Below are 15,044 nucleotides of genomic sequence, written 5' to 3'. Positions count from 1 at the left end.
GGCCCCACTCGGGGGACGGCGGCTGGGCGCCCAGGCCGAGGAAACCGAGGGAGGCGAGGGCGAGGGCGACGCCGGGCAGCCGCAGCAGAGCGTGCCGGAGGACGGGCGGCAGGACGGCGGGCAGCAGCTCGCGGCGCAGCAGGTACCACCGCCCGGCGCCCAGCCCCCGGGTGGCGGTGATGTGCAGGGTGGCGCGTTCCTGCCGCAGCAGCGAGGAGGTGTGCGCGGCGAGCGGCGCCCAAGCGACTGCGGCCACGGCGAGGGCGGGCGTGGCCGTTCCGCTTCCCGCGACGGCGGTGACGACCAGGGCGGCCAGCACCGGCGGTACCGCGTTGACGGTGTCCACGAGCGGTGCCGACACCCGGGGTACGAGCCCGAGGAGTACGCCCGCGAGCAGCGCGGCGGCGGTGATGGCGGAGGCGAGGAGCAGCGTGTCCAGAGCCCCGTGACCGACGCGGGCGAGCAGGTCCCGGCCGAGGGCGTCGGTACCGAAGGGATGGCCGGGGGAGGGCGCCCCCAGCCGCTCCCCCGTGTTGAGGGCGAGCGGGTCGCGCGCCAGGCCGAATCCGATGACGGCGAGCAGGACGACGCCGTAGAGCAGGGGCAGCAGACCGCCGGCGGGCGGGGCGGGCCGGTGCAGGGACGAGAGGGCGCCGTCGCGCAGGGCGGGTCCGGTGAGCACACGGGCGGCGACGCGGGTGGCACCGGTCGCGAGCGCGGCGAGGAGGACGAGGGCGAGGGTGCCGGCCTGGAGGACGGGCAGGTCCTGGGCGAGGGCGGCCTGGAGGGTGGTGCGGCCGAGCCCTGGGATGTCGAAGACCTGCTCGACGGCGACGGCCCCGCCGGTGAGGCCCACGACGAACAGCCCGAGATTGGGCAGCAGCGCGGGCACGCACCGCCGCAACGCCTGCCGTGCGATGCGCCGGCCGGTCAGCCCCCGGGCGGCGGCGGCCAGCGCCCACGGCTCACCGAACGCGCCGGGCAGCAGGTCGTCGAGCAGCCGGCCGAGCACCGCCCCGGCGGGCAGCCCGAGGGCGAGCGCGGGCAGCACGGTCCACTGGGGCCCGTACCACCCCAGCGCGGGCAGCCATCCCAGCTGCACCCCGACGAGGGTGGCGAGCACGGAGGCGACGAGGAACTCGGGCAGCGAGGCGACGACGGCGGAGGCGGTGCCGCCACGCCGTCGCCCACCGAGCCGCCGCCGGGCGCCGAGCCTGAGCGTGCGGGCGCAGATGAGCCCGGCGGTGAGGGCGGCGACGAGGAGCGCGACGGCCATGAGCAGCAGGGAGGCGCCGAGCGCCTGGAGCACGTCGGGCAGGACCTCGCCCCCCGAGATCCACGACCGCCCGGCGTCACCGCGCACGAGCCCGCCGAGCCACCGCCCGAGCAGGTGCAGCGGCCCGTCGTCGAGCCCGAGCTGCGCGCGGATGTCGGCGAGCACCTCGGGCGTGGGCGTACGCTCGGCCGACCGTGCCTTGAGAACCGTGTGGGCCGGATCGGTCCGCGTCAGCCACGGCAGCAGCCCGATCCCGCACACCAGCCCCGTCGCGAGGACGACCCGCCACACGACGGTGGCCACCTGCTGCCGCACGGGTCAGCGCCGCGTGCCGGTGCCGACGAGGGCGCGCTCGTACGGGTCGAGGATCACGCCCTGTACGGAGCTGCCGACGCCGGTGATGATCCGCTGGTGCACGAGCGGCACGACGGCGTCGCTGCCGAGGACGCGCGCCTCGGCGGCCATGGCGGCGTCCTGCCGCTTCGCGGTGTCGGCGGTCCGCTCGGCCTTGGCGACGGCCGCGTCGACGTCCTTGTCGCAGAGCTGGGCGATGTTGTAACCGCCGTCGCAGGTGTAGTCGCTGGCGAGGACGGCGACGGGGTCACCGGTGTCGACAAGGGTGTTGCGGGCCAGCACGAACGCGTCGAACTTCCCCGCCAGGGCGTCCCCCTCCAGCCGCGAGTACTCGCGGACGGTGAGCTTCACCTTGAATCCGGCCTTCTCCAGCTGCTGCTCGACCACCTGTGCGACCTCGGGCAGCTCGGGCCGGTTGTCGTAGGTGGCGAGGGTGATGGTGTCACCGTCGGCCTTCTTGGCCGCCGCACGTCCGACGGGCTCGGTGCGCTTCCCCTCGGCCCAGGTCACGGCGGGCCCGTAGACCCCCGCGCCGGGGTCGGCGTACCCCTCGTACACGTCCTCGGCGAACACGGAGGTGTCCACGGCGGCACGGGCGGCGGCCCGCAGCCCGGCGTCCTCGAAGGCCCCGGACGAGGCGTTGAAGAGCAGGCTGGTGGTCCGGGTGGTGGCGGTGTCGCGCCGCGTCTCCTCGTCGAGGGTCGCCGCCTGGGCCACCGGAACGGCCTCGGCGATGTCGAGCTCGCCGGTCCGCAGGGCGTTGGCGCGGGCGGTGCCGTCGGCGATGAAGCGGGCGTCGATACCGGAGGCCTGGGCGCGGCCGCCCCAGTAGTCGTCGAACCGGTCGAGGGAGGCGGAGGTGGCGCCGTTGACCTTGGTCAGTTCGAAGGGGCCGGTGGCGGTGCCGACGGGGTCGACGCGGCCGCTCTTGTCGTAGGCCCCGGCCGACAGAACGGCGAGGCTGGGACTGGACAGCCGCAGCGGCAGTACGGGGTCGGGCTCGGCTGTGGTGATCCGGACGACCCGTTCGCCCTGGGCCTTCGCGGTGAGGGTGACCCCTGCCAGGGCGGCGGGCGCGGGCTCGGCGTCGGTGGCGTGGGTGAGCGACCCGGCGACGGCGGCCGGCGTGACCTCGCCGCCGTCCTGGAAGGTGGCGTCGCGGAGGGTGAACTCCCAGGTCTTCTCCCCGTCCCTGCGCCAGGACTCGGCGAGTGCGGGGGCGGCACTGCCGTTGGCGTCGAGGGCGGTGAGGCCCTCGGTGACACCGAGACGGCTGAGGAGGGTGGCGTCGGCGCCGTACGGGGAGAGTCCCTCGGCGGGCGGGAAGGCGAGGGCTACACGGAGACGGGAGCCGTCGTCGCCGCCTTCCCCGCCGGAGCCGGACCCGTCACCGCCTCCGGAGGCGAAGCAGCCGGCTATCAGCGGGGCGAGCATGAGGGGGGCGAGCAGCCGGGAGCGGCGGTGGGAGCGCATGGTCCTCGGATCGATCGGGGCGGGGCGGGGCGGGCGAGTGGGCGGGGCAGGCGAAGGCGCAACGGGTCGGTCGGAGACACTACATGACAATCATTTCCATCGACTGTCCGACCCCTCACACCATCGGCACGTCGAAGTGCACGATCCCCTGCCCGCCCCCCGCGTCCTCCCGCTCGTCGTGCACGACCTTCGCGAGCGACCGCCAGAAGGGCTCGGCACCGGTGACGGCCGGGTCGGTGTGCAGATACACGGACCGGTAACCGCCGTCGGCGGAGGCGAAGGCGAGCAGCTCGTCGACGAGCCGCCGCGCCAGCCCACGCCGACGACGCTCGGGCCGGACGTACACGCGCCGCAGCTGCGCGGTCACGCCGGAGGGGTACCGCTCGGCGACGTGGCGAGGATTCGGGGGGTGCGCGGGACCACGGGAGTCGAGAGCGCCGGTGGCGACGACCTCGCCGGCCGCGTCGACGGCGACGAGGAGGGTGTGCCGCTCCGGGGTCAGGTACGCCCCGGCCAGGTCGATGATGTCGCCGTGCCAGCGGGGGACGTACCCGGTGCCGAAGTCGCGGTAGACGGTGTCGAGCATGACGGCTCGGGCGGCGTCCAGGTCGTCCGGTGTCGCTGTCCTGATGATGTGGTCACTGATGCGCACTTGCACATCGTACGCATTTAGCCTGCCCGGCTGACCAGGCCCTCACCGCGAGCCCGCCGACGTCGGCGCCGGCCGGGCTACTGCTCCGGCAGGTGCGCGTCCGGGGCGTCCGGACGGTGGTCGGGCAGGCCCGAGCGGTCGGCCGCCTCGTGGCGCACCCGCAGGTACTCCAGGTGACGCTCGTACTGGTCGAGGCTGTCGGCGATGAGCTGTTCCCGGGTGTATCCCATCACGTCGTAGTCCTGGTTGCCCTCGGCGAGCCGGACCTCGAACCGGACGTAGGTGTCGCGCCCGCTGACCGAGCGGGCGGCGAACACGGGGGTCGGCAGCTCGACGGGCCAGACCTCGTAGACGAACTCGTCGCCGGCGCCGATCGGCACCCGCAGGCCGGCGTGGGTGAGGCCGTTCTCCGTGACGGTGCCTTCCAGGACCTCCGCCTGCGCGCCCTGCTCCCGCAGTTCCCGGGCGACGTCGCTGAAGGCGGGACGGCACACCTGGTCGATGAAGCGGGCGGCGGCCCGCCTGCCGGGGAAGGCCATCGCCCGGGCCAGCCGGTGCCGCCAGTTCGGTGCTCCGGGCAGCCCCTGCTGCGCCATGCGCCCGGAGAGCGACCCGGGCAGCGTGGTGGCGCTCGCCTCCGTCTTCATCCGTTCGGTGCGCAGGGCCAGGTACAGCCCAGCCATGATCAGGAACATGACGAAGGAGAAGGGGAGCCCCATGATGATGGTGGCGTTGGTGAGGGCCTGCACACCGCCCACGATGAGCATGGCGAGGGTCAGCAGTCCTGTGGCGACCGCCCAGAAGATGCGCAGCCACGCGGGCGCGTCGGTCACGGGGGTGGGCAGCTCGGCGCTGAGGTTGCCCATGACCAGGGCGCCGGAGTCCGCGGAGGTGACGTACAGGAGCAGCCCGACGAACGTCGCGAGTCCGGCGCTGAACAGGAAGCCCGGGTACTCCGCCAGCAGGCTGTAGAAGCCCTGTTCGGGGACGTTCATCGCCTTCTCGCCGAACCCGGTGTTGCCGTCGCGCACGAGGAACAGGGCACTGTTGCCGAAGATCGCCAGGAAGAGGCCGGTGAACAGGAACGGGATGACCAGCGTCGCCGCGACGAACTCGCGCAGGGTGCGGCCGCGGGAGATGCGGGCCAGGAAGAGTCCGACGAAGGGCGCCCAGGCGATCCACCAGGCCCAGAAGAAGAGCGTCCACGTGTCCAGCCACTCGGTGGGCTGGTCGTAGGCGAACGTGTTCAGGGTCATCGACGGGAAGCGGCTGACGTAGTCCCCGACGTTCTGGACCACGGCGTTCAGCAGCCGGAACGGCTCGCCCACCACCAGGATGTACAGCATCAGCAGGGTGGCGAGCAGGATGTTGAGCTGGGACAGGCGGCGGATGCCCTTGTCGACGCCGGAGGCCGCGGACACCGTGGCCATCGCGACCGCGACGACGATCAGTGCGATCTGCGCGGTGAGCCCCTCCGGGACGCCGAAGAGGACCTTCAGCCCGTAGTTCAGCTGCACCACGCCGATGCCGAGTGTCACACCGATGCCGAACACCGTGCCGATGATGGCCGCCAGGTCGACGGTGTCGCCGATCCTCCCGTGGATCCTGCGGCCGATGATCGGGTACAGCGCGGAACGGATGGCCAGGGGCAGCCGGTAGCGGAAGGAGAAGTAGCCGAGCGCCATCCCCATCAGCGCGTACATGCCCCAGCCGGTGATGCCGTAGTGGAACAGCGTCCACACCACGGCCTGCCGGGCGGCCTCCAGCGTCTGCGGGTCGCCCTGCGGCGGGGCCAGGTAGTGGCTGACCGGCCCGGAGACCGAGAAGAACATCAGGTCGATGCCGATGCCCGCCGCGAAGAGCATCGCCCCCCAGGTGAACAGGCCGTAGTCGGGCTTGGAGTGCTTGGGGCCGAGCTTGACCGTGCCGTACTTGGAGACGCCGATGAAGACGACGAACAGCAGGTAGAGGGTGGCGGCGAGGAAGTAGTACCAGCCGAACCAGTGGGAGATCCTGCCGACCACCACCCCGATGGCCGTTTCGGCCCCGGTGGGGGTGATGATCGCCCACACGGAGATGGCGAGGACCAGGAGGGCCGCTCCGAAGAAGACCACGGCTTTGAGCCGCGCCGGGTTCGGCGGCGCCTCCTGTGCCGTCGTCCCGTCCGGCGCCGCCGCGGGACCCGTGCCGCCGGCGTCCGTCACGATCGGGCACCTCCTTCACCGGGGGCCGGGGCCCCGCCCGGCGGCCGGCCGGTCACGGGCACGCACGCGGCGGCAGGGCGTACGACCGGGCCCGCGTCGGACGGGCCCTCGGTGGCCGGGCGCGCAGGGCGTACGGCGACCGGACGGGCGCGGCGGCGAAGCCGGCGTCCCCGAGGACGATGTCCGGGTTCTCGCCGCCCGGTTTCGTGACGACGGACGCGTCGTACGGATTGATCACGTCACGCCGCCCGCCGGCCGCCTCGTTCGTCCACTCGCCGCCGATGTACAGCTCGCCCATCCCGGGCCTCCTTCGCGTCCGACCGGTACAGGATCGGGCTGCCGGGCGGCAGCATGGCCATGGTGGGCGCGGGGGCGGCGGGGGGCGCGGGGACCGTTGCAAGCGGGTGACGAGGCCACCCGGGTGGGCTAGGAGCGCCCGGAACACGGCGACCGCGCCCGCCGCGCCTCGGCTGACACCTCGACGGCAGTTCCGAGACGCCGCCCGGCTACCGGTCGGTGCTCAGCGGCGCCGTCCCCGACCTGCCCGGCTGGGCGACCGGGCGGACGAGCGGGAGGCCGTCGCCACGCTGATCGAGTCCTGGGGCCAGGTGCCGCACGAGCAGATCGCCGTCGCCGTGCCGGCCAACCGGACATGGTGCCCGCTCCGCTCCCGGGCTCCCCCTTCGTCAACTCCGTTTCCCGCGCGAATACCTGACGGCTAAACGGCACAGCACGTGCTTGCTGCGTTCAACCTATTGACACCCGCATTACGCGGGCTTTACGTTCCGGCCATCTGAGAGCGCTCTCAAAGACTCCCCTGTCACGACTTGAGGTGACGCATGCCAGCCCCACGCACCAGACCGGCAACCGTTCTGCTGCTGGCCTCGGCCCTGGCCGTCGTCGGTCTCGGCCCGGCCGCCACGCCGGCGGCCGCCGCCACCGTCCCCGTAGGCTCCGGCAGCTACTCCGACACCCGGCCCCCCGGAACGTCGGGTCCCACCACCAACACGGGAGCCCCGGTCACGCCCAAGGTGACCGCGGCCGCCCGGAACCGGCCCGTGCCCACCAACGACTGGTGGTCCTCCCTCGCCTTCCAGCGCTACGGCGACAACCCGTACTCGACCCCCATGTACGGACACCCCCTCACCTACCAGGCCACGGCCGGCGGACTCGACGTCGGCTACCCGACGGCCCCCGCGATCGTCGGTGACGGCCGCCAGTACGAGTACGCGCACAAGCGCGACCTCACCATCGGACTGACCGGCCTCAACTCCCCCGACACCAAGGCCGACGACTGGTCCGACTGGACGGTCACCCCCTACTGGTCCGACGGCGCCCGCACCCTGCGCACCACCATCGGACACGGCTCCCCGTTCGTGTACGCCAAGGGCTCCGGCGGCAACGCCCAGATCACCACCGCCGGCGCGCCCGCCGTCTTCGCCGACCAGGGCAACGTCCTCGGCATCACCGTCGCCGGGCACCACTACGCCCTCTTCGCGCCGACCGGCAGCGACTGGAACGTCGCCGGGTCCACCGTCACGGCGGGTCTCGGTGCCAAGGACTACTTCTCCGTCGCCGTGCTGCCCTCCACCGGCGCACTGGCGACGTTCAAGAAGTACGCCTACAGCTTCGTCACCGGCTCCAAGGTGGCCTGGAACTACTCCGGGGGCACCGTCAAGGCCACCTACACGCTCGCCACCGAGGCCAAGGAGGGCACCGAGCGTGGCACGCTCCAGGCCCTCTACCGTCACCAGTGGCTGCACACCACGGACCCCCTCACCTCCTACACCTACGTCTCGCCGCGCGGCACGATGAAGGTTCGCGAGTCGGCCTCCTTCACGACCAGCCAGAAGGCCTCGGCGGCGCTCCCCGCGCTGCCGAAGTCGAACGGCGTGGACGCCGCCCGGCTGCGCGGGTACCTGAACGAGGTCGTGAACGCCGCCGACCCCTTCTCCGGGGCCTCCGACACCTACTGGACCGGCAAGGCCCTCGGCCGCCTCGCCCAACTCGTCCCGGTGGCCGAACAGATCGGTGAGACCGCTGTCCGCGACCGACTGCTCGGCCTGCTGAAGGGCAAGCTCCAGGACTGGTTCACGGCGGGCGGCGCGAACGAGTTCAGCTACGACAAGGACTGGAAGACCCTCACCGGCTATCCCGCGTCCTACGGCAGCGACGCCGAACTCAACGACCACCACTTCCACTACGGCTACTACGTCTACGCGGCGGCGATCGTCGCCCAGTACGACCAGGCGTGGGCCGCCGACTCCGCGTGGGGCGGCATGGTCAAGACCCTCGTGCGCGACACCGCCAACCCCAGCCGCACCGACGCCGCCTTCCCCTTCCTGCGCGGCTTCGACGTCTACGCGGGCCACAGCTGGGCCTCCGGCCACCAGGGCTTCGCCGCCGGCAACAACCAGGAGTCCTCCTCCGAGTCCACCAACCTCAGCGCGGCCCTGATCCTGTGGGGCTCCGCCACCGGCGACACCTCGCTGCGCGACCTCGGCACCTTCCTGCTGACCACCGAGTCGGAGTCGATCGCCCAGTACTGGTTCGACGCCGACGAGCAGGTCTTCCCGTCCTCCTTCGGTCACGACACGGCCGGCATGGTGTGGGGCAGCGGCGCCGCCTACTCCACGTGGTGGACGGCCAACCCCGAGGAGATCCACGGCATCAACGTCCTGCCCGTGACCGGCGGATCGCTCCACCTCGGCGGCGAGAAGGCCGCGATCCGGCGCAACATCGCCGAGATGGAACGGGAGAACGGCGGACCGGCCGTCGAATGGCGCGACATCCTCTGGGAGTTCCAGTCCTTCGCCGACCCGGCTGCGGCCAAGGCCAAATGGGATGCGGGACACGCGGGCTACACCCCTGAGCAGGGGGAGTCCAAGGCGCACACCTACCACTGGATCAACACCTTCGACGCCCTCGGCGCCCCGGACGCCACCGTGACCGGTGACATCCCCACCTCCGCCGTCTTCACCAAGGGAACGACCCGGACCTACGCGGCGCACAACCACGGAGCGACGGCCCGCACGGTCACCTTCTCCGACGGCAAGACCCTCTCCGTACCGGCCCGTTCCACGGCGAGCGGCACCGGGACGGGTTCGACGGACCCCGATCCCGACCCGGAGCCGCCGACCGGCAACACCTTCCAGCTGCGCAGCGGTGGCGCCCTGACCACGGCGACCGGCGGCACCGCGGGCAGTGACACGATCGCCTCCGGCGGCGGTGCCAATCACGACGGCACCCCGTACCAGCCCCTCGTCTACGAGGTACGCGACGTCAACGGCACGCTCACCCCGGGGGCGCGAACCGCCTTCCGGCTCCAGGTGGACGCGGGCAGCACGGTCGGGCTCGGCCAGCAGGCCCGGGTCAGCTACGACTTCACCGGTGACGGCAGCGTCGACCGGACCGAGACGTACCACTACTTCGCGACCGACCCGGTCACCGGATGGGAGGAGTACACCCAGGCGCGCGGTCTGAAGGCGTCCACGGGCACACCGGCCGATCTCAAGGGCGGCACCGTACGGCTCGAGGTGTGGAGCGCCATCGGCAACGGCACCTCCAGGCTCCAGACGGGCACGGACAAGTCCGTGCTGGTCATCCCCTACAGCTGAACCGGCGAGCACCGTGCGACGGGGACCGGCATCCGGTCGGGCCCCGTCGCACCGGCATGTCCGCCGCCCGCGCCCCGCGCCTCAGTCGCGCACGCGGAGTGCACCGAGCAGCATCGGAAGGGACGCGTGCAGTTCGCGTTCCCAGTACGGCCAGGTGTGCGTGCCGGGGCCGTAGAAGTGGGTGGTCACCTGCTTCGCGCCGACGCGCTTCAACTCGGCGGCCAGGGCATGGTTCTGCCGGTTGAAGTCCGCCTCCAGGGCGCTCACGCTCCCCGGCGCGTCCAGCGGCCCCGTCGTCCCGTCACCGCAGGACAGGTACACCGGGATCGGCCTGAGCCGCTCGGCGAGGTGGAAGGGGTCGTGGGCCTGCCAGATCCGGCGTTGTGCGGCCGGGTCGCCCCAGACGCGGAGGGGGTCGTTGTCCTGGCCGGCGAAGAAGCCCATGATGCGGGCCACCGACTCGTCGTTGAGGAGGGGGTGGGCCGAGCCGGAGTAGGAGGCCGTCGCCTTGAACATGCCGGGGTGGCGGGCGGCGTAGAGGAGGGCGCCCTGGCCGCCCATCGAAAGGCCGGCCACCACGCGGTCGCGGCCGGCGCCCCAGTCGCGTTCCAGGAGGCGGCGCAGCTCCACCGTGTGGAAGGTCTCCCACGCCGGGTCGCCGCCCTCGCCGTGGTTCCACCAGTCGCTGTACCAGCCGTTCCAGCCGGCCTCCGGCATGACGACCAGGACGTCGCGCAGGCTGTCGGTCTCCGCCACGTCGGTCATGGCGGTCCAGGAGGTGTAGTCGCCGCAGCAGCCGTGCAGCAGCCAGAGGGTGGGCCAGTGCCGGCGGCGTCGGTCGTGCGGGTCCCAGCCGTCCGGGGTGAGGAGGCGGACGTCGACCGTGCGACCGCCCAGGGCCCGCGACCGGACCGACAGGTCGAGCTGCCGGTCCGCGACCTGGGTGACGGCGACGACTTCGGCACCGGGGCGGGCGATGTCCGGCTGCCCCGCGGCCAGTACCGGGGCTGTTGGCACGAGGGTGGCCAGGAGGACGGCCAGGACCAGGAGGAGTCTGGCTCCGAGGGGGGACGGGGCGGTTGGCACGTTCGCGAACACGGCGGCTCCCTGGGGTGGGTTGCTGTTCGTCGCGCTGTGGTGCGGAGGGGGTCTTCGCGCGGAAGCTAGGAGTCAGTTCTGTGGCTGGGGGGGCAGGACCAACAGGGCTTCGCCGACGGCGCGTTCACCTGCGGTGTCCGAGGGGTCGTTGATCACGGCGCCGTTCGCGACCATCGTCGTCGAGCCGCCACCGTCGAGGTTGACCGCGTCGCGCAGCCCCAGTGACTTGGCGACCTCGGCGCTCTCTTCGATGCTGAGCCCGAGGGAGTCCGTGCTGCGGCCGTCGGCGGTGACGAGGACGGTGCGGCCTGCGGCGTCCACTCCGGCCAGCGTGCGTGGGTTGCGCTTGTGAACCCAGCCGTAGTACCAGCTCGGATCTGACGGATGGACCATGCCGTCGGTGGCGGGGGTGATGTGGAGCCGGCCGTCGCGGACCAGTTCGGGGCCGGCGTTGAGGATGTCGGTCCGGGGGGAGGGTGAGACCCGGTGGCCGCGTTCGTCGAGCAGGGTTGTGCTGACGCGCAGACGCCGGCCGACGTGTGCGAGGGCGGTCAGGTCGGCGACGCGGTCGCCGGTTGCCTGGATGGAGCTGCCGCCCGGCGGAAGTGTTCCGCCTCGTGGTGAACGCAGCTCCACGACCCGGTCGTGAGCGTCCAGTACGGCCTCCAGGCCTTCGCCCCGGGGCGTGTGCCGGCCGTAGTCCGGTGTGAAGGTGACCAGGTCGTCGGGGTTGGTGCAGGTGACGTCGTGCAGGGGCAGCGAGGTGGGCGCGTCGCCCTTGGTGCCGCCGCAGTTCCGGATCAGACCCGGGACGCGGTTGACGCCGTTCAGGTGGAGGGCGGAATCGCGACCGGTGACCCGGCCTCGCCAGGTGAGACGCGTGACCTGGGTTCGCCGGCCGTCGTCGTGGATCACCAGGCCCGGGCGTCCGGCCACCGGTTCGCTGAGCAGGCGTCCGCCGTACACGCCCACGCCTGCCGGGTCGCCCGGTGCGCCCGCCCTGGGGTCGAGCACGAAGAAGCCGGCGTTGACCGCGGCGGTCGCGTCGGCCGACGCCGCCAGTGCGCTGGTCGTCTCGCGGTTCTCCAGGTCCGGGCCGTACGACGCGTCGAGGCTGCCGCGGAATCCGCGCGGGTCGATGGTGAGCACGTCGACGTGCCATGGGCCGCGGTCCGTTGCCCCGCCGTCCCAGCCGGTGTACACGGCGGATCCCGTGTGCCCGGCCGCTCTCAGGCGTGCGCGTTCGGAGGTCGCGGCGGCCTGTGAGTCGTAGGTCCCGACGCGGACTCGCCAGCCGAGGGTGCCGCCCGCGTAGTCGGCCGTCTTCGGCGTCGTCACCCGTTCCACGCGGGCCTGGAAACCGTCCCGTTCCAGCCCGGCGGCCAGTTCGTCGGCGCTCGCCCAGTCCTTCAGGGCGGTGGGCGGCGCGTCGGGGTCCGGCGAGGTGTCGCCGCCGGGGATGGAGACCTCGACCGTCCAGTGGATTGCTGGGTCGTCGGCGTGCCCGCGCACGATGCGGGTGAGGGTGACGCCCGGCTGGAGGGTCGTGGTGGTGCGGCTCTCGGGCAGGTTCGAGGGTCCCAGGGGCAGGGTGTGCGACCTCGGTTGTGGCGCCGGGGGCGATGCCTGTGCCGGCAGTGGGGCCACCGTGACCAGGACGCCGAGGACGGCACCCGCACCGCACAGTCTCTTCTTCATCTGCACCGCCGGGATCGAGGACCGGGGACGAACACGCGCCATCCTCTCCGCTCACCGCTGACACGGACATGGACAGCCGCCCAACGTCCGCTGCACAAGTAGCGGCCGGTTCCGGACCGGCGTCAAGGTCGCGGCGGACGGCCGGGGGCGTTGTCAGTGGTCGCCTATAGATTCGATCTCGTTCCGCCGACGTGGCGTGAACATCCCCTTTCGCATGTATGGGAGATGGTGCGTTGTCCGTCTGGGAGAAGTCGAGCACGGCGCGGGTGGTGCCGGCCGCGCGGCCGCGGAAGCTCGCCAAGGTGCCGTTCGTCGAGCTGGCCGACGGGCGGTTGCAGGGTGTGGTGTCCAGTGGGTCGGACATCGGGCGCGTGTACGTGTCCTCGGTCGCGGCGGGCTCGTACGCGTACGCGTGCAGCACCAACAACAACCGTCCCTGCGGCGGGGCGCGCGGCTCGTTCTGCAACCACATACGCGCGCTGGTCGGCGAGGCCGTGCTTCAGTACGGGGCCGAGCGCGTGGGCCGCTACCTGAAGGTCGAGGCCGGCGACGGGGAACCCGACGCGCACTCGCTCACCTCCGCCATGACGTCCACTCGGCCCGGGTCGGACGACACTTCCGCGGCGGCCCAGGTGTTCAGCCGGTTCCTGCGGCATCTCGCCTATCTCGAACTTCCGGCCACCACTGACCCGTTGCCCGAGATGCAGTGGTTCCCGACGGCCGGCTTCCCGACGACCGGGGCGGTGGCTGCCTGATGCGCGTCGATCTGCTCTCCGATGACGTCGAGGGGCTCGACGAGGCCCTCGCGGCCGTGGACGGTTTCGACGAGGCTCTCGTGGGCGGGCTGCTCCGTCCGCGGCCCGCGCAGGCCGGGGGCCTGGCCGGGATCGCCGACGCCGTCGCCGGGACGCCGCTGGCCTCGCGGGTCGCCGAGGCCGCCGACAAGACGGCCTCCGGGGCCGGCGACGAGGGGCACTTCGTCGCGCTCGCCGCCGCCCGTACCGCTCTGCTCGGGTCGGCACACGACGCGCTGATCGCCAGGGTGGCCGAGGCCCTCGACCGGCCGGGAGTGGTCGACGCCTGCGACGTCTCGGTGCCAGGCGATGAGCATGCGGCGAACCTGCTGGTCGCCGCGCGCAGTTGGCTGTGCGATCTGGCGCGTGCCGGCTGGCAGGGCATCGATCACGAACTCGTCGGCGGGGCAGCGCCCGTCGTCTCCGCGATGCTGCCCGATCCGGCCCTGCGCCGGCCGGCCACACTGCTCGACGGGTTCGCCGCCGAGCTTGCCGCCTGCTGTCCCGGGGCGACGCTGGAGCAGGTTCCGGTGCGTCGCTGGGCCGACCTGTGGGCGCGTGCCCTGTTGCTGACGCTGCCCGGGGCCGCCTCCGCGCCCGCCACGGGCGAGGTGACCGGGCGGCTGCTGCCACTCGGTGCCGACGTCCAGGAGCACGCCACCGCCGTACAGGCGCAGGTGCACGCGGTGTTCGAGCCCGCCGACGGCGGTACGCCGCGGCTGGTGCGGGCCTCGGTGTCCGCGCCGAAGCCCGACACGGTCGTCGGGGCCGGTCTGTGGCAGCTCCTGCGGCCGCACATGTCCCTGCTCGCCGCCGTGAGCGAGGAGCGCTCCATGGACCTCGACGCGATGCCGGTCACCGCCGAAGGCGATCTGCTGTGGGACGACGCGCGTGCTCGTGCCGGTGAGCCCGCCGATGCCTTCGTCACCGCCCGGGTGGCCCTGCCCACCGCCGCCCCGTTCGACGTGTCGCCGCTGGACCGGCACCCGGCCCGGATCGCGGTGCCCGTCCTCGTGGAGGGGTACGGCGTGACGGACGGGGCCGACGGAGTCGTGCTGGAGGTCGCCGGGGGCCGTCTGGGCGTCGACGCCGGCCGCGTGCCGGCCGCCGGGCCGCTCACCCCGGAGGTCGTCGCCTCGTCCACCGCTTGCCTCGGACTGCTGCGCTGGGACGGCGGGCAGTTCCTCCTCCAGCCGCTCGCCGTCGAGCGGACCGTGCGGAAGAGGACCGTCGCCGTCCATGCCGGGGCCTGGGCCGGGGGGACGACCGACAAGGCCGGCGTCCGGGCCGAGAAGGCCGCCACCGACGCCGTCACGGTGCTGCGCGAGCGCGCCGGGAAGCTGCTGCGGAAATGACCCGGCCCACCGACGGGGACGTCCCCGCGTCCGACCCGCACGACAACCGGCGCCAGGTTCTCTACTGGCGGCTGCTGGCCCGGCTCTTCGACCCCGAGGAGCAGGCGACCCTGGAGTCGGCGAGCCTCGCCGTGGTCGAGGACATCGGTCTGCCTCCCGCGCTCCTCGACCCCGACGCGTCCGTCGGCTCCGTCGTGCAGCGGCACCCGGAACTGGCCGCCGAGTTCGACGGGCTGATGGCACCCGAGGCGGAGGAGGACGGCGCACGGGACCGCGCCGCAGAGGTGCGGCGCGCTGCGCTCGCGTCGAAGGTGCTGCTGAACGTCTTCGCCTCCCGCCCCGGCAACGTCACCGCCGAGCAGCTGGCGCGCTGGCAGTCCGACGCCGAGTGGCTCGAGCGTGCCCTCGGCTGCCGGCCCGGCGAGCTGCGCGGCGGGCGGGGCGGACAAGGCGGCGGCACCAAGCCGGCGGGGGCCGGTGGCGGCGTCAGCCCGACCGGTACCGGTGGCGGCGGGCACACGCC

General features: G+C 72.9%; 10 protein-coding genes and 1 pseudogene. 4 read left to right on the top strand and 7 right to left on the bottom strand.

Features of this window, described 5'->3' with window-relative positions:
* The 5 genes from EBH09_RS30675 to EBH09_RS30655 form a co-directional block, all read right to left on the bottom strand.
* The coding region (locus tag EBH09_RS30675) for an ABC transporter permease subunit (protein WP_121750133.1) at positions 1-1,591 on the bottom strand (1,591 nt) is incomplete at its 3' end.
* A 3-nt stretch (positions 1,592-1,594) separates the two neighbouring features.
* The gene (locus EBH09_RS30670) at positions 1,595-3,103 is read right to left on the bottom strand and encodes an ABC transporter substrate-binding protein (RefSeq protein WP_121750132.1); all 1,509 of its coding nucleotides are present in this window, start codon (positions 3,101-3,103) and stop codon (positions 1,595-1,597) included.
* A gap of 115 nt (positions 3,104-3,218) precedes the next feature.
* Positions 3,219-3,755, bottom strand: coding sequence for a GNAT family N-acetyltransferase (locus tag EBH09_RS30665; protein ID WP_121750131.1), 537 nt, complete (start codon positions 3,753-3,755; stop codon positions 3,219-3,221).
* 77 nt (positions 3,756-3,832) lie between these two features.
* Positions 3,833-5,959 (bottom strand): choline BCCT transporter BetT, encoded by a 2,127-nt coding sequence (betT, locus tag EBH09_RS30660; protein ID WP_193776619.1) that lies wholly within the window; start codon positions 5,957-5,959, stop codon positions 3,833-3,835.
* 52 nt (positions 5,960-6,011) lie between these two features.
* Entirely contained in the window at positions 6,012-6,257 is a 246-nt protein-coding gene (locus EBH09_RS30655) for a hypothetical protein (protein ID WP_121750129.1), read from the bottom strand.
* A gap of 541 nt (positions 6,258-6,798) precedes the next feature.
* Between EBH09_RS30655 and EBH09_RS30650 the strand changes: the two genes are divergently transcribed.
* On the top strand, positions 6,799-9,576 hold the full coding sequence (locus EBH09_RS30650; RefSeq protein WP_121750128.1) for a glycosyl hydrolase: 2,778 nt from the start codon (positions 6,799-6,801) through the stop codon (positions 9,574-9,576).
* 81 nt (positions 9,577-9,657) lie between these two features.
* On the opposite strand, the gene EBH09_RS30645 is transcribed toward EBH09_RS30650, so the two are convergent.
* Both EBH09_RS30645 and EBH09_RS30640 read right to left on the bottom strand, forming a co-directional pair.
* Positions 9,658-10,674 (bottom strand): alpha/beta hydrolase family protein, encoded by a 1,017-nt coding sequence (locus EBH09_RS30645; protein ID WP_121750127.1) that lies wholly within the window; start codon positions 10,672-10,674, stop codon positions 9,658-9,660.
* A 72-nt stretch (positions 10,675-10,746) separates the two neighbouring features.
* Complete coding sequence (locus EBH09_RS30640; RefSeq protein WP_121751083.1) at positions 10,747-12,372, bottom strand: phosphodiester glycosidase family protein; 1,626 nt, start codon at positions 12,370-12,372, stop codon at positions 10,747-10,749.
* A gap of 233 nt (positions 12,373-12,605) precedes the next feature.
* On the opposite strand from EBH09_RS30640, the gene EBH09_RS30635 reads away from it, so the two are divergent.
* The 3 genes and pseudogenes from EBH09_RS30635 to EBH09_RS30625 form a co-directional block, all read left to right on the top strand.
* Positions 12,606-13,127: a hypothetical protein gene (locus EBH09_RS30635; RefSeq protein WP_238697488.1), complete on the top strand. Its 522-nt coding sequence runs from the start codon at positions 12,606-12,608 to the stop codon at positions 13,125-13,127.
* Positions 13,127-14,521, top strand: a complete 1,395-nt coding sequence (locus tag EBH09_RS30630; protein WP_121751082.1) for a hypothetical protein — start codon at positions 13,127-13,129, stop codon at positions 14,519-14,521. The genes EBH09_RS30635 and EBH09_RS30630 overlap by 1 nt, the downstream gene beginning before the upstream one ends.
* Positions 14,518-15,044: pseudogene (locus EBH09_RS30625) on the top strand (VWA containing CoxE family protein); the annotation flags it as partial. The gene EBH09_RS30630 and the pseudogene EBH09_RS30625, both read left to right, overlap by 4 nt.

It is taken from the genome of Streptomyces sp. E2N166, assembly GCF_003671715.1.
GTDB classification, from domain to species: Bacteria; Actinomycetota; Actinomycetes; order Streptomycetales; family Streptomycetaceae; genus Streptomyces; species Streptomyces thinghirensis.
The sequence above is the reverse complement of the archived record's forward strand: the minus strand, read 5'-3'. Positions and strand labels throughout refer to the sequence as shown.

Coding starts and splice junctions, on each gene's coding strand:
- EBH09_RS30670 (WP_121750132.1), bottom strand. CDS start 3,103: ATGCGCTCCCACCGCCGCTCCCGGCTGCTCGCCCCCCTCATGCTCGCC.
- EBH09_RS30655 (WP_121750129.1), bottom strand. CDS start 6,257: ATGGGCGAGCTGTACATCGGCGGCGAGTGGACGAACGAGGCGGCCGGC.
- EBH09_RS30650 (WP_121750128.1), top strand. CDS start 6,799: ATGCCAGCCCCACGCACCAGACCGGCAACCGTTCTGCTGCTGGCCTCG.
- EBH09_RS30640 (WP_121751083.1), bottom strand. CDS start 12,372: ATGAAGAAGAGACTGTGCGGTGCGGGTGCCGTCCTCGGCGTCCTGGTC.
- EBH09_RS30630 (WP_121751082.1), top strand. CDS start 13,127: ATGCGCGTCGATCTGCTCTCCGATGACGTCGAGGGGCTCGACGAGGCC.